15 protein-coding genes are annotated in these 13,825 nt (G+C 48.4%); 6 read left to right on the top strand and 9 right to left on the bottom strand.

Annotated elements, in window-relative coordinates; genetic code table 11:
* Positions 1-360: 360 nt before the first annotated feature.
* Positions 361-909 carry a gamma carbonic anhydrase family protein gene (locus tag R3289_RS18450; protein ID WP_318927265.1) on the top strand — a complete coding sequence of 183 codons (549 nt, stop codon included), beginning with the start codon at positions 361-363 and terminating at the stop codon, positions 907-909.
* Here the strand turns inward: R3289_RS18450 and R3289_RS18445 are convergent.
* The 9 genes from R3289_RS18445 to R3289_RS18405 all read right to left on the bottom strand — a co-directional run bounded on the left by R3289_RS18445 (position 906) and on the right by R3289_RS18405 (position 7,481).
* Positions 906-1,169 (bottom strand): DUF1488 domain-containing protein, encoded by a 264-nt coding sequence (locus tag R3289_RS18445; protein WP_318927264.1) that lies wholly within the window; start codon positions 1,167-1,169, stop codon positions 906-908. The genes R3289_RS18450 and R3289_RS18445 overlap by 4 nt on opposite strands.
* A gap of 11 nt (positions 1,170-1,180) precedes the next feature.
* Positions 1,181-2,002, bottom strand: coding sequence for a shikimate dehydrogenase (gene aroE, locus R3289_RS18440; protein WP_318927263.1), 822 nt, complete (start codon positions 2,000-2,002; stop codon positions 1,181-1,183).
* Positions 2,003-2,085: 83 nt separating this feature from the next.
* Positions 2,086-2,991: an oxygen-dependent coproporphyrinogen oxidase gene (hemF, locus tag R3289_RS18435; RefSeq protein ID WP_318927262.1), complete on the bottom strand. Its 906-nt coding sequence runs from the start codon at positions 2,989-2,991 to the stop codon at positions 2,086-2,088.
* A 40-nt stretch (positions 2,992-3,031) separates the two neighbouring features.
* Positions 3,032-3,589 carry an L-threonylcarbamoyladenylate synthase gene (locus tag R3289_RS18430; protein WP_318927261.1) on the bottom strand — a complete coding sequence of 186 codons (558 nt, stop codon included), beginning with the start codon at positions 3,587-3,589 and terminating at the stop codon, positions 3,032-3,034.
* Positions 3,590-3,669: 80 nt separating this feature from the next.
* Positions 3,670-4,176: a 5-(carboxyamino)imidazole ribonucleotide mutase gene (purE, locus tag R3289_RS18425; protein ID WP_318927259.1), complete on the bottom strand. Its 507-nt coding sequence runs from the start codon at positions 4,174-4,176 to the stop codon at positions 3,670-3,672.
* Positions 4,177-4,254: 78 nt separating this feature from the next.
* On the bottom strand, positions 4,255-4,812 hold the full coding sequence (locus R3289_RS18420) for a type I DNA topoisomerase (protein WP_318927258.1): 558 nt from the start codon (positions 4,810-4,812) through the stop codon (positions 4,255-4,257).
* Between the two features lie 37 nt (positions 4,813-4,849).
* Positions 4,850-5,323 carry a DUF494 family protein gene (locus R3289_RS18415; RefSeq protein ID WP_318927257.1) on the bottom strand — a complete coding sequence of 158 codons (474 nt, stop codon included), beginning with the start codon at positions 5,321-5,323 and terminating at the stop codon, positions 4,850-4,852.
* A gap of 2 nt (positions 5,324-5,325) precedes the next feature.
* Complete coding sequence (gene dprA / locus R3289_RS18410) at positions 5,326-6,423, bottom strand: DNA-processing protein DprA (protein WP_318927256.1); 1,098 nt, start codon at positions 6,421-6,423, stop codon at positions 5,326-5,328.
* On the bottom strand, positions 6,423-7,481 hold the full coding sequence (locus R3289_RS18405; RefSeq protein ID WP_318927254.1) for a LysM peptidoglycan-binding domain-containing protein: 1,059 nt from the start codon (positions 7,479-7,481) through the stop codon (positions 6,423-6,425). The genes dprA and R3289_RS18405 overlap by 1 nt, the downstream gene beginning before the upstream one ends.
* A gap of 354 nt (positions 7,482-7,835) precedes the next feature.
* Between R3289_RS18405 and def the strand changes: the two genes are divergently transcribed.
* From def to R3289_RS18380, 5 genes are all read left to right on the top strand, one after another.
* Positions 7,836-8,345 carry a peptide deformylase gene (gene def, locus R3289_RS18400; protein ID WP_318927253.1) on the top strand — a complete coding sequence of 170 codons (510 nt, stop codon included), beginning with the start codon at positions 7,836-7,838 and terminating at the stop codon, positions 8,343-8,345.
* A gap of 15 nt (positions 8,346-8,360) precedes the next feature.
* Complete coding sequence (fmt, locus tag R3289_RS18395; protein ID WP_318927252.1) at positions 8,361-9,305, top strand: methionyl-tRNA formyltransferase; 945 nt, start codon at positions 8,361-8,363, stop codon at positions 9,303-9,305.
* Between the two features lie 236 nt (positions 9,306-9,541).
* A complete protein-coding gene (gene rsmB / locus R3289_RS18390) occupies positions 9,542-10,837 on the top strand; it encodes a 16S rRNA (cytosine(967)-C(5))-methyltransferase RsmB (RefSeq protein WP_318927250.1) in 1,296 nt (431 codons plus the stop codon).
* A gap of 99 nt (positions 10,838-10,936) precedes the next feature.
* Entirely contained in the window at positions 10,937-12,313 is a 1,377-nt protein-coding gene (trkA, locus tag R3289_RS18385) for a Trk system potassium transporter TrkA (protein WP_318927249.1), read from the top strand.
* A gap of 18 nt (positions 12,314-12,331) precedes the next feature.
* Positions 12,332-13,777 carry a TrkH family potassium uptake protein gene (locus R3289_RS18380; RefSeq protein ID WP_318927247.1) on the top strand — a complete coding sequence of 482 codons (1,446 nt, stop codon included), beginning with the start codon at positions 12,332-12,334 and terminating at the stop codon, positions 13,775-13,777.
* The last annotated feature ends 48 nt before the right edge of the window (positions 13,778-13,825 follow it).

The raw sequence follows: 13,825 nt of genomic DNA, 5'->3' as shown, positions 1-13,825 counted from the left end.
TTCAACCGAAGTTGAAGCATAAATTGACTGTGCCAATATCATTCCTCTGCAGGAATCATACTGTTCGGTCACTCAGTTCATTGATAAATCTTTCGACTTAACTTTTTCACGAGTGCCCACACAGATTGCATGGTCAAATTGTTAAAGAGCATACTGACTAGGTTGCTGGCTAACCGCCGTGCTCCGTGTCAGTGAGGTCGCATTATAGAGACTTCGATCACATTGGCAATAGGCATTTTAAATTAAATTCATCATTTTCGTTCAGATGCACGATTATCGTTCAAATGTCCGATTTATCGATGCAAATCACATCACAACTTCGCTATTCTTGTAAAAAATGACTTCAATAAGGTGTACTTCATGCATTCAGCCCTTAGATCATACAAAGGAATAACGCCGTCTCTTGGTCAAAATACCTATATCGATAGTTCAGCGGTGATCGTTGGCGATATCGAATTAGGTGATGACGCCAGTATCTGGCCACTCGTTGCCGCACGGGGTGATGTAAACCAGATAAAAATAGGTGCTCGTAGCAATGTTCAGGATGGTGCGGTCTTGCACGTCACCCGCAAGACAGGCGATAAACCGGATGGTCACCCTTTACTTGTTGGCGATGATGTCACTATTGGACATAAAGCAATGTTACATGGCTGTCAGGTTGGCAACCGGGTATTAGTGGGAATGGGGGCTATATTATTAGACGGTGCGATCATCGAAGATGATGTAATCATTGGTGCAGGAAGCTTAGTCCCACCAGGCAAAACATTAAAGAGCGGTTTCCTCTATAAAGGTTGCCCGGTAAAACAAGCACGTCCGCTTAATGAAAAAGAGCGCGCTTTTTTACCCGTTTCTGCTGATAACTATGTCAGATTAAAGAATGAGTATCTTGCGGAAATTGAGAACCCTTAATTAATATGAATATGTCCCTCATTATCAAACGCTTCATCTTTAATCAATTCTTCTGCCAATTCTTCTAAATCGAAACGATTGGCAGCAAACACCGCCAAAATATCAGATTCTGTTATCAACTCTTGCGCTGTCTGCTGCTGGAGCCATTGGAGGCTCACCCAACAGCCGATTAATGCACCCGCTTGTTGCGCAGAAAAGTTGACGGCTAACTTATCGCTATCCCAACGTTGGATGTCTGCAAATAAAATATCTTGATTCATTGTTATTCCACTTAATCTTGTAATATACGCCGCAGTTCGCGTTGGACCTGTTTAGCACCGGGGCGGATACCTCGCCACAGCATAAAGCTTTCAGCAGCCTGACCAACCAACATCCCCAGTCCATCAAGCACCTTTCTGGCACCTAGTTCATGAGCCCACTGATTAAAGGGCGTCACATCAGGTCCATACACCATATCGTAGCAAGTCATTTCCGGTTTGATCAGGCTATCTGATAAGCCGGGTAATTGGCCCGCTAAACTCGCTGATGTGGAATTGATAATGACATCAAACTCCGGCTCATTGGCTTCATCAAGTCCAAGCGTAGAAACCGGCCCGTAAGCAGAAAAGATATCGGCTAATTGCTGGGCTTTTTCTGTGGTTCTATTAGTAATGACAACCGCTTCAGGTTTTTGAGCCAGCAAAGGGAGAATCACCCCCCGAGCAGCGCCACCAGCACCGACTAATAAGATCCGCTTGCCAGACAATTCTACCTGATTTTGTAGTAGATCTTGTACTAGGCCTTCACCATCGGTGTTATCACCTAGAATGGCTCCATCATCGAGTTTTTTTAACGTATTCACGGCACCCGCCAACTTTGCGCGCTCAGTAAGTTGAGTCGCATACAGATAGGCCTGCTCCTTAAAGGGCACAGTGATATTGCAACCTCGCCCACCGGAAGCAAAGAAAGCATCTGCGGCTGCAACAAATTCACCAATGGGTACCAGCTCAGCAGTATACGTCATTGCTTGGGCTGTTTGCCGGGCAAACAGAGTATGAATGAAAGGGGATTTACTCTGGCCTATGGGATTTCCGAAAACGACGTACTTATCCATGTGAGATTGCTGTCCAAAAATAATAAAGGGTCGATAAATCGACCCTATCACTGCTCTACCTCAAGCTCAAACAGTTAATATGATCACCAATTTCTCGGCTTAAGATAGTTCTCATAAAGATTGGCTTCTGGCGATCCCTCTATCGGCTGATAGCAATATTCCCAACGGGCCAATGGCGGCATCGACATTAATATTGATTCTGTACGGCCACCGCTTTGCAGGCCAAACAGGGTACCGCGATCATAAACCAGATTAAATTCCACATAGCGGCCACGGCGGTATAGCTGGAATTCACGTTCACGTTCACCGTATGCCGTATGCCTACGCTTGTCGACAATGGGTAAGTAAGCGTCTGAGTAACCGTTACCAACCGCCCGCATATATGCGAAACTTTTCTCGAACCCCCACTCATTAAGATCATCAAAGAACAGGCCACCAACACCGCGGGGTTCATTGCGATGCGGTAAAAAGAAGTATTTATCGCACCATTCTTTATGTTGTTGATAGGTATCCTCACCAAAAGGGACGCAAATTGCTTTCGCGGTATCGTGCCAGTGCTGGCAATCCTCTTCAAACGGATAAAAAGGAGTCAGATCAAAACCACCACCAAACCACCATACCGGTGCTTCCCCTTCTTTTTCTGCAATGAAAAAACGCACATTGGCATGGGAGGTCGGCACATATGGGTTGTTCGGGTGAATCACCAAGCTCACGCCCATAGCTTCAAACCCACGGCCTGCCAGTTCAGGACGGTGCGCGGTGGCTGATGCCGGCATTTGAGTGCCAAATACATGGGAGAAGTTCACGCCCGCTTGTTCAAATACACTGCCATTACGCAACACACGGCTGCGTCCGCCACCACCCTGTTCGCGCTGCCACTCATCCTGCTCAAATATTGCCGCGCCATCCTGATGTTCCAGGCTCTGGCAAATACTATCCTGAAGTGAGAGTAAAAACGCTTTCACAGCATGTTTATCGACGTGACCCATCATTTCTCCTTGTATAACCGTAAAACTTTACTGCCACTTGCTAACCTTGGCGCAACACATTATTACTGCATGCATCACGAATTTCAGTCGGATTTTCTCGCCCGCCAGTCTCACCTTCTAAGATAGCACTTAGATGTTCGCCCAACTGATCATAGACTTCAGTCGCTGTTTTACATGGCGGCAACCCTGTTAAGTTAGCGCTGGTTGAAGTGATCGGTTTACCAAAGTAAGTACAGAGCTGTTGTACCAAAGGATGATCACTGACACGTACCGCGATTGAGTTAAATTGCCCGGTCAGAAAAGCCGGTACATTTTTTTTCACCGGCATAACCCAAGTCACCGGACCAGGCCAGGTCGCAAAAATTTTCTGCTTTTGCTGCTCAGTCAGCTGGCTATCATCAATATAGGGCAACAACTGCTGATAATCAGCAGCAATCAGGATCAATCCTTTTTCAACAGGACGCTGTTTTAAGGCTAATAGTTTTTCGACCGCCTGCTGATTATCAGGATCGCAACCCACTCCAAACACGCCCTCTGTCGGGTAAGCAATGACTTTACCGTCTTTTAACGCCGCTACAACTTGTTGCAGGTTGTCCATATCGACCTCATCAATAACCATATTAAAAGCAATAAAAAAGGCGCTCTAAAGAGAGCGCCTCTTGAATTCATGGCTATTATTTAACCCTTTAGACGTTCTTGTAAAGCTGCATCTTTCGCGATGACTGATTCAGCGTTCTTTTGACGCTCCGCCTTCACCGCTTGCGCCAGTTCTTTATCGCCCGTCGCTAGAATTTGTGCCGCCAGATAACCCGCGTTTTTCGCGCCCGACTTACCAATAGCAACCGTCGCCACAGGCACACCGCCGGGCATCATTGCCGTTGACAGTAGAGCATCCATTCCCTGAAGCGGGCCAGCGTCGATCGGCACACCAATAACCGGTAATGTAGTGATACCCGCAACAGCACCCGCTAAGTGGGCAGCCAAACCTGCCGCACAGATAAATACGCCACAACCGCGCGCCTCAGCATCCGTCACATAAGCGTGAGTTGCTGCAGGTGTGCGATGAGCCGAAGTAACTTTCACTTCCGTTGTAATTTCAAAAGACTTTAAAACATCAAGCGTTGCCTGCATTACCGGCAAATCCGAATCTGATCCCATCAAAACAGCAACAAAGGGCTTAGTCATCAGTATTCCTTCCATATTTAAGTGACGTAAACGATTGCGTAAGTATTATAGCGGAATTTTCAAAGAGATCGAGAACGTTTACGATTGGATATGGTGACACTTTTTATCAGCACATTGCAGCTTAGTGCCACTGGCAAGATTTTTCTCTGTTACCAATGGGAATCCGCATTTTCCACATTGCTGAGAAACAGGTTTGTTGTTCACTGCAAAACGACATGCTGGGTATTGATCGCAAGCATAAAAGACTTTGCCGTAACGAGACTTACGTTGAACAAGATTACCTTTGTGGCAATCAGGGCACAAAATCTGGGTATCGTCGGCTTTTTTCTCTAACGGCTCAATATGCTGGCAATCCGGGAAGCTGGCACAACCAATAAACATCCCAAAACGACCCTGGCGTAATACCAGTTCGTCTTCGCACTGCGGACAAGGCTTACCAAGATGTTTAACAATGTGTCCATCGTTGTGATTTAGCGGGCGGATAAAGCCACAATCGGGATAATTAGAGCACCCAAGAAAAGGGCCGCGCTTGCCATAACGCATCGCCAACGTCCCACCACAGTTGGGGCAGGATTGTTCTTGCTCTAACGCGTGTTCATGAGCACTAAATAACGGGTCGTTAATTTTACCGGCCATACAATATTTTCACTCGCTAGGGCAGGGATATCGATAATTAATGCAGGTAACCGTCTTCGGCACCGTAAAGCAGATCTTCCATTTGGCTGTAGGCATTTTCATTGCCCGGTGCATTAAACAGCACCATCAAAATGATCCACTTCAGATCGTCTAACACAAATTCTGTTGTTTCCAGCTCCATCACACGATCAATAACCATTTCACGGGTATCAGCGCTTAAGACATGAATTTGTTCAAGATAAGTTAAGAAGCCACGACATGTAACATCCAGCCGTGCCATCTCCTGCGGGATATAAACACGTATTGACGTGACCGCACTATCGTTCATATAAGGCGTATCTTCAGTATCTTGCAATGCTGCAAGTTTCTCTAACCAAGTTAGAGCCTTATAGATATCATCTTGATGAAATCCAGCACGGCTAAGCTCATCGGAAAGCTCATCCTGATCAACCAATAGTTCCACATCGCTGTGGATATAGGTTTCAAACAGGTACATTAGAATGTCCATCATAACTAGCCCCTCCTCGTTCTGATATAACCACCGGGCACTGTAGTGACAACACCTTGCAATTCTAGTTCCAACAATTGCATCATAACTTCATGTACGGGTTGTTGACAGCGTTCAGCAACTATATCTACGGGTGTTGCTTCATTGCCTACGTTAGCCAACACCATTGAAAATGGCAATTCTTCATTTTCAGGTTGTGGCAATGACAAGTTCATTTGGTTACTTATTGCGCATTCTGTCAGAGATCCCACCTCTTCAAAGATATCGACCGGACTTTCTACCAGTTTAGCACCAGCTTTAATCAAGGCATTGCAACCCCGACTGGCTGGATTTTGAATAGAGCCTGGCAACGCGAAGACTTCCCGTCCCTGTTCAAGCGCGTAACGCGCCGTAATTAACGAACCACTCTTTTCTGCTGCTTCTATAACCAATACGCCAACTGACAGCCCGCTGATCACTCGGTTCCGACGCGGAAAGTTTTGTGGCCGCGGTTTTTCATCGGGCCAGAACTCAGAAACCAGTGCACCTTGCTCTGCAATTTGACCCGCCAAGTCACGGTGCCGGGCGGGATAGATATGATTCAGCCCTGAACCCAGCACAGCAACCGTCGCTCCGCCATTTTTTAGTGCCCCGTAATGTGCCTGCCCATCAATACCTAAAGCCAAGCCACTGGTGACCACATAATTGGCAGCGACCAGCGCGGCTGAAAAATGATACGCCGCCTCACGACCATCGATACTGGCAGAGCGACTGCCGATAACCGCAAGCTGTGGCTCGCGCAACCAGTGCGTTTCACCACGAACGAACAATAATGGGGGAGCGGAAGCTATCTCTTTTAAAAGCGCCGGGTAATGCGGTGAATCCAACGTGAGAATAGATTGCCCACGTTGCTCAGCCCAAGCCAAACAGGTTTCAATCCGCTGGCGTTTGGGGTGGTGGAGGGCGTGAACCTGTTGCTCTGAAAGTCCGATTATCCGCAACTGTTCCGCGGGCATCGAGAGCAATTGTTGAGGGGTCGTATATTGTAAGAGCTTACTGATCCGGTTGCCACCCAAATAAGGAACAGCAGCCAGGATCAGCCAACTCTCTAATGTTTTACTCATCAATCCGTTAAACGCGGAGGTAAAGCAAGCATCCCGGCACGAAAAGGTTGCAGGCTCCGGGTTACTACCGCCAGACTAAAATATTCATATGGTCGGATAACCATGACCTCACCAATGAGAAGACTGCTGAGCTGCTGTTTTTCAGGTAACCAGCCATGTTCATTTTTATAAGCATAATCACCTTTATTCCCGGTTACTTTTGCACCAGGTTTAAATAACTGCAACACATTACCCGCTGTTAAATTATCCAGATGACCACGATCAAGCACGACGACTTGAGACGTCGCTATATAGCTATGCCCTTCTAGATTCCCTAAAACACTCGCCTGAATATCAGCTGGCGGCTTTGATGGGGAAAAATGCATATCAACGTCTGATACCGTTAAGGGGGCAGGCAATAAAATATCGTTTTGACTGATCTCTTGCCGAAAAGATTCCACCGTCATTAAGCTCATATTTTCTTGTATTTCCAACGCTCTAAGCTTTGCCACCTCTTTGAGTGATATCACTTTTCCATCAGGCCTATCTTTTCGCACAAACTCCGCGGCGACACGATACACCCACCACTCAGTGCCTAGCAATAACTCAGAATCAACCCACACTTTATCTCCGCGAGACATATATCCGCGCTGTTCGCTTGCCCCCAAAACCCGGGGAAGTTGAGCGAGACGTTGCTCGGTGATTAATTTATTGTCAGCCAGGTAAGGAAGCATCAACGTTTCTTGCAATGTGGTGATCGCAGAGTGTTGAACACGTATTTGGGGTGAGATCACGACATTTTTTTTAAATTGTAACTGAGGACGGCCATTAACCCATACAAGGTGCAATTGATCCCCCGGATAGATCAAGTGCGGATTTTTAATATAAGCATTGGCTTGCCAAAGCTGTGGCCATAACCACGGGTTTTCAAGAAAATGTGCCGAGATATCCCATAGGGTATCGCCTTTTTTGACCGTATAAACCTCGGGAATATTTTTCTTTACACTGGGTAGCGTCGTATCCGCCCAACAAACAGAAAATGAAGAAATCACAATAAACAATAAGACGCACGCTCTCATGCCGAGCCTTCCCTGTAGATAACCACTGAATGATATAAGTGCAAGCATCAAAGGTGTCATCCGCTTAGAAAGATGTCCAAGGCAACTTGGCGAACAGATAATGGTTTTGGGCACAGTTCAACTTTTCGTTGTTCCAAATACATCGGATACTTACCAAGTCTGCTGATAGCTCCCTAATCTACTACACCGCAATCTGTTCATTCTCTTGACTAATAATGCAAAGAATTCTTCCCTTCAATGATTATCACTGACGATGTTATACAGCCAATGCTGTTATTTGATCTTTAAAATGACTAGAATTAGAGCAAGTAAGCTATTTCCGTTTTTAGCACAGTTCAATTTTTCCGAGTACCTATGTCAGTATTACAAGTATTAATATTCCCTGATGAGCGTTTACGCACTGTCGCCAAACCCGTAGAAGCCGTCACACCTGAAATCCAGAAAATTGTCGATGACATGTTAGAAACCATGTATGACGAAGAGGGTATTGGCCTGGCAGCAACCCAGGTTGATATTCATCAGCGTATAGTTGTGATTGATATTTCTGAAGAACGCGACCAACCTATGGTGCTGATCAACCCGGAAATCACCGACAAACGCGGTGACGATGGTATCGAAGAAGGCTGCTTATCTGTTCCCGGTGCCAGAGCACTGGTTTCGCGCGCTGCGGAAGTGACCGTAAAAGCCCTCGATCGCGACGGTAATGAATTTAGCTTTGATGCCGATGATCTGCTGGCTATCTGCGTGCAGCATGAACTTGACCACCTGGCAGGAAAACTCTTTGTTGACTACCTGTCACCACTGAAGCGTCAGCGCATCAAGCAAAAGCTAGAAAAACTGAAGCGTATTCACGACAAAAATTAATCATTAGAGGTTACCTTGAGCAAACCGTTACGTATTGTTTTTGCTGGTACACCTGACTTCGCCGCCCGTCATCTGGCGGCGTTGTTGTCTTCACAGCATGAAGTTATCGCCGTTTACACCAAACCGGACAGCCCTGCCGGCCGCGGTAAAAAATTAACCGCCAGCCCAGTTAAAAATATCGCCCTAGCGAGTGATATTCCGGTTTATCAGCCCGCATCGCTGCGCAATGAAGCAGCTCAGCAAGAACTGAAAGCCCTCAATGCCGATCTCATGGTCGTCGTGGCATATGGCCTGATCCTGCCAACTGAAGTGCTGGAAACACCCAAGCTGGGCTGTATCAATGTGCACGGCTCGATCCTGCCTCGTTGGCGGGGAGCCGCACCGATTCAGCGCGCCATCTGGGCCGGTGATGAGGAAACAGGCGTCACCATCATGCAGATGGACGAAGGCCTCGATACAGGTGATATGCTGAGTATCGCAACCTTACCTATTGAAGCCGCAGACACCAGCGCCACCATGTATGAAAAGCTGGCCGGGCTCGGTCCTGAGGCATTGATTGATTGTTTAGCCAATATTGCCGCGGGTACGGCAGTTGCTGAAAAGCAAAATGATGAACTGGCAAACTATGCAAAGAAATTAAGCAAAGAAGAAGCAAAGATTGACTGGACCATGGATGCCGCCGCCATTGAGCGCTGCATTCGCGCCTTCAATCCATGGCCGATGAGCTTCTTTGAAGTTGCCGGGCAGAATGTCAAAGTGTGGCAAGCCGTTGTTGAAGAAGACAGCCAGGGTAAAGTTCCGGGCACGATCCTGTCAGCAGACAAGCAAGGCATTGCCGTCGCGACCGGAAAAGGCGCATTACGCCTCACCGAGCTTCAACCTCCCGGAAAGAAAGCGATGAAAGCGCAAGATTTACTCAACTCGCGCCGAGAATGGTTTGAACCTGGCACCGAACTGTAATTGTAAAGTCTGAAGCCTGTGCCCAGCCACTGGCTTTTTTCTTTGCAACATCATTGAAAACTATAACGACTCTGACCATAGCGGTTCAACACGACGCGACTACGTTCAAGAGCCAAAAAGCATGCGTACCATTTTTATACAAAATTTATCCGTATAATGGGGCGCTTTCGATGCCATTATTGAGCGAAGTAGCAAGATCGTGATGGCTACGTGGAAACTAATTTCAGGAAATACGTATGAACGTAAGAGCCGCAGCAGCCCAAGTTGTTTATCAGGTTGTTGATCAGGGGCAATCCCTTTCAGCTGCACTACCTGCAGCCCAGCAGCAAATTCGAGATCGTGACCATGCCTTGCTGCAAGAGATCTGCTACGGCGTACTACGCTGGCTGCCACGTTTAGAATCCATTACGACACAGCTAATGGATAAGCCCTTGAAAGGTAAACAACGTGTATTCCACCATTTGATTTTGGTGGGTTTGTACCAACTAGGCCACATGCGCATACCCGCTCACGCCGCTGTCGCAGAAACCGTTAATGCGACCAAAGATCTCAAGAAACCCCAGCTGCGCGGTTTAATTAATGCCATTTTGCGTAACTACCAACGCCAGCAGGAAAGTTTAGATGCCAAGGCAATGAGCCATGATGCCGGTAAATATGGCCACCCCGGCTGGTTACTAAAGCTGCTAAAACAAAGCTACCCGGAACAGCTGGAAGCGATTGTTACGGCAAACAATACCAAGGCACCAATGTGGCTACGGGTAAACCGCCAGCACCACACCCGAGAGGAATACCGCAAGCTTCTTGATGAGGCGGGTATCGAAACCGAATTACACCCAGAAGCCGCTGACGCGCTACGTTTATTGGCTCCTTGTGATGTCAGTAAGTTGCCTGGCTTTGCTGATGGCTGGTCTTCGGTACAGGATAGTGCCGCACAGTTGGCTGTCGATTACCTGCAGCCACAAGCCGGTGAATTAATTCTCGATTGTTGTGCAGCCCCCGGTGGTAAAACGGCCCATATCATGGAGCGCCAGCCAACAGCCAAGGTCGTGGCAATTGATTGCGATGAAAGGCGCCTGCTGCGAGTTCACGAAAATCTGGAACGCTTGCAGCTGGATGCAACGGTGCTGTGTGCCGATGCCCGTTATCCTGCCGATTGGTGGCAAGGAGAGAAGTTCGATCGAATCCTGCTTGATGCCCCTTGCTCTGCAACCGGTGTGATCCGCCGTCACCCTGATATCAAGTGGCTACGTCGCGCAGATGATATCGAAGCACTGGCCAGCCTGCAGGCTGAGATTTTCGACGCGATGTGGCAGCAACTGAAACCTGGCGGGACTCTGGTCTATGCTACCTGTTCAATCACACCGCAGGAAAACAGCCAGCAAGTGAAAAACTTCCTGGCCCGTACCGCCGATGCCACCCTGATCAATAGAGGCCAAGAAGCCGACAGCGATCCGGAACAGCCCGGTCGTCAGATCTTGCCCGGTGAGTCAGACATGGATGGTTTCTACTACGCCGTGTTACAAAAGCGCTAACGGTCACAAGGCTAACGACCACAGTACCAGAACATCTCAGGATGTTCTGGTACTGTGGTCGTTGTAACCAATACAGAAGAATATAATCAGGCATATGCTATGAAAATTATCATTCTCGGCGCCGGCCAGGTCGGTGGCACACTGGCTGAGAACCTTGTCGGTGAAAACAATGATATTACTATCGTTGATAAAGACCCTAAACGCCTGCGTGAATTGCAGGATAAATATGACCTGCGGGTTGTACAAGGTTTTGCCAGCCACCCCCGTACCTTGCGTGAAGCTGGCGCTCAGGATGCCGACATGTTGGTTGCCGTCACTAACTCTGACGAAACCAACATGATCGCCTGCCAAATCGCCTTTTCTCTGTTCAATACTCCCAACCGGGTCGCTCGCATCCGGTCGCCGGAATACCTCAAAGAAAAAGAGTTGTTATTCCAGTCAGATGCCGTACCGGTTGATCACCTGATTGCCCCGGAAGAACTGGTTACCGGGTATATCGAACGCTTGATCGAGTATCCAGGCGCGCTGCAGGTGGTCGGTTTTGCTGAAGATAAAGTCGGTCTGGTCGCCGTTAAAGCCTATTACGGTGGCCCGCTGGTCGGTAATGCCCTGTCGGCACTTCGCGAACACATGCCGCATGTCGATACGCGTGTTGCCGCCATTTTTCGCCAGGGGCAGCCGATTAGGCCGCAAGGTACCACCATTATCGAAGCTGATGACGAAGTGTTCTTCGTGGCAGCCAGTAACCATATCCGTTCGGTAATGAGTGAACTGCAACGTCTTGAGAAACCATACAAACGCCTGATGATTGTCGGCGGCGGTAATATCGGGGCAGGTCTGGCTCGTCGTCTGGAGCAGTCTTACAGTGTTAAGCTGATTGAACGTAATCCTGAACGCGCAGAAAATCTGTCAGAAATGCTGGAAAATACCATCGTCTTCTGTGGGGATGCCTCAGATCAGGAACTGCTGAGCGAAGAGCATATTGAGCAAATTGATGTGTTCATTGCGGTAACCAATGACGATGAAGCCAACATCATGTCGGCGATGCTGGCCAAACGCATGGGCGCCAAAAAAGTCATGGTGCTGATCCAGCGCGGTGCGTATGTGGACTTAGTGCAAGGCGGCAATATTGATATCGCGATCTCCCCACAGCAGGCAACCATTTCAGCCTTACTGACCCATGTCCGCAGAGCCGATATTGTCAATGTCTCTTCATTGCGCCGCGGGGCCGCTGAAGCCATTGAGGCTATCGCCCACGGTGATTCCAGCACCTCGAAAGTCGTTGGCCGTGCCATTGGTGATATCAAGCTTCCACCGGGTACCACCATTGGCGCAGTGGTTCGTGGCGATGAAGTACTGATTGCCCACGACCGCACATTAATAGAGCAGGATGATCACGTCGTGATGTTCCTGGTTGATAAAAAATATATCCCAGATGTTGAGCGCTTATTCCAACCAAGCCCGTTCTTCTTGTAAGACTACCTGTATAACATTATGGTCAATTTTCGTCCCATATTATTCGTAATTGGGCTGGTTCTATCTAAGATAGCCCTGTTCATGTACGTCCCGACTCTGGTCGCCTTTTTTACCGGCACCGGCGGGTTTATCGATTTTGCCATTGCGGTATTCATCACCCATACCGTGGCTTTTCTGTGCCTGACATTTGGCCGTACCCAGAAGTTTAAATTAGGGGTCAGGGATATGTTCCTGATCACCACGCTGGTGTGGACGATTGCCAGTGCCTTTGCCGCATTACCCTTCGTGTTTATCAACCATATCAGCTTTACCGATGCTTACTTTGAAACCATGTCGGGGATCACCACGACCGGTTCGACGGTGCTCAGCGGTCTGGATGATATGGCACCGAGTATTCTGCTATGGCGTTCCACCTTACAATGGCTCGGGGGGATTGGCTTCATTGTCATGGGGGTCGCGATCCTGCCGATGCTCAACGTCGGGGGAATGCGCCTGTTCCAGACGGAATCATCAGACTGGTCAGAGAAAAGCTCACCTCGAACCAAGAGCGTGGCGAAGAATATCGTGATCGTCTATCTGGTCCTGACTCTGCTGTGTATTCTCGGTTTTATCATGACAGGGATGAACACCTTCGATGCCATAAACCATGCGTTCACTACCTTATCAACCGGAGGCTACTCAACCTCAGATGGTTCAATGAATCACTTTTCCAACAGTGCTCACTGGGTCGCGATTGTTTTCATGTTCGCGGGTGGGTTACCGTTTCTGCTATTCGTCCAGGTTTTGCGGAAAAAAAGTGCCGCAGCACTACTGACCGACGCCCAGGTACGTGGCTTCACATTATTGGTTCTGACTGCAGGGCTGATCGTGGCATTGTGGTTAACCTGGAAACTGGATTACGCCTTTAGCGATGCATTTAGAGTTTCGCTGTTTAACATCATTTCAGTCGTCACCACCACCGGGTTCGGCCTTGATGACTTTACGTCCTGGGGTCCACTGCCAAGCATTATCTTTGCCTTTATTATGCTGGTCGGGGGATGTTCGGGTTCAACGGCTGGCGGGATCAAGATCTTCCGCTTTCAGGTCGCTTTTGCCTTATTGCGCAAACAAATGATGCAGCTGATCCATCCGTCAGGAATGTTCATCCAGCGTTATAACGGCCGGCCGGTCACAGAAAGCATCGTCCGCTCAGTGGTCGCATTCGCCTTAACCTTTATCATCACGATCGTACTTATTGCCGCCATACTTGGCCTCCTGGGGTTAGACCCGGTAACCAGTGTTACCGGAGCCGTCACTGCGGTTGCCAATGTCGGGCCGGGGATGGGCAATGTCATTGGCCCGACCGGTAATTTTGCGACGCTGCCGGATCTCGCCAAATGGGTCCTGAGCTTCGGGATGCTGATGGGGCGCCTGGAAATACTGACCGTCTTAGTGGTGTTCTTTCCGGCCTTCTGGCGTAACTAATCGACTAGACAGCAATAAAGAGAGCGAGATCGCTCTCTTTGACTATCT

Origin of the sequence: Photobacterium sp. (assembly GCF_033720175.1) — a bacterium.
Lineage (GTDB): Bacteria > Pseudomonadota > Gammaproteobacteria > Enterobacterales > Vibrionaceae > Photobacterium.
The sequence above is the reverse complement of the archived record's forward strand: the minus strand, read 5'-3'. Positions and strand labels throughout refer to the sequence as shown.

Bases quoted from the DNA above. Each gene is read 5' to 3' on its own strand.
- R3289_RS18450 (WP_318927265.1), top strand. From the start codon at position 361: ATGCATTCAGCCCTTAGATCATACAAAGGAATAACGCCGTCTCTTGGT.
- R3289_RS18445 (WP_318927264.1), bottom strand. From the start codon at position 1,169: ATGAATCAAGATATTTTATTTGCAGACATCCAACGTTGGGATAGCGAT.
- aroE (WP_318927263.1), bottom strand. From the start codon at position 2,002: ATGGATAAGTACGTCGTTTTCGGAAATCCCATAGGCCAGAGTAAATCC.
- hemF (WP_318927262.1), bottom strand. From the start codon at position 2,991: ATGGGTCACGTCGATAAACATGCTGTGAAAGCGTTTTTACTCTCACTT.
- R3289_RS18430 (WP_318927261.1), bottom strand. From the start codon at position 3,589: ATGGACAACCTGCAACAAGTTGTAGCGGCGTTAAAAGACGGTAAAGTC.
- purE (WP_318927259.1), bottom strand. From the start codon at position 4,176: ATGACTAAGCCCTTTGTTGCTGTTTTGATGGGATCAGATTCGGATTTG.
- R3289_RS18420 (WP_318927258.1), bottom strand. From the start codon at position 4,812: ATGGCCGGTAAAATTAACGACCCGTTATTTAGTGCTCATGAACACGCG.
- R3289_RS18415 (WP_318927257.1), bottom strand. From the start codon at position 5,323: ATGATGGACATTCTAATGTACCTGTTTGAAACCTATATCCACAGCGAT.
- dprA (WP_318927256.1), bottom strand. From the start codon at position 6,423: ATGAGTAAAACATTAGAGAGTTGGCTGATCCTGGCTGCTGTTCCTTAT.
- R3289_RS18405 (WP_318927254.1), bottom strand. From the start codon at position 7,481: ATGAGAGCGTGCGTCTTATTGTTTATTGTGATTTCTTCATTTTCTGTT.
- def (WP_318927253.1), top strand. From the start codon at position 7,836: ATGTCAGTATTACAAGTATTAATATTCCCTGATGAGCGTTTACGCACT.
- rsmB (WP_318927250.1), top strand. From the start codon at position 9,542: ATGAACGTAAGAGCCGCAGCAGCCCAAGTTGTTTATCAGGTTGTTGAT.
- trkA (WP_318927249.1), top strand. From the start codon at position 10,937: ATGAAAATTATCATTCTCGGCGCCGGCCAGGTCGGTGGCACACTGGCT.
- R3289_RS18380 (WP_318927247.1), top strand. From the start codon at position 12,332: ATGGTCAATTTTCGTCCCATATTATTCGTAATTGGGCTGGTTCTATCT.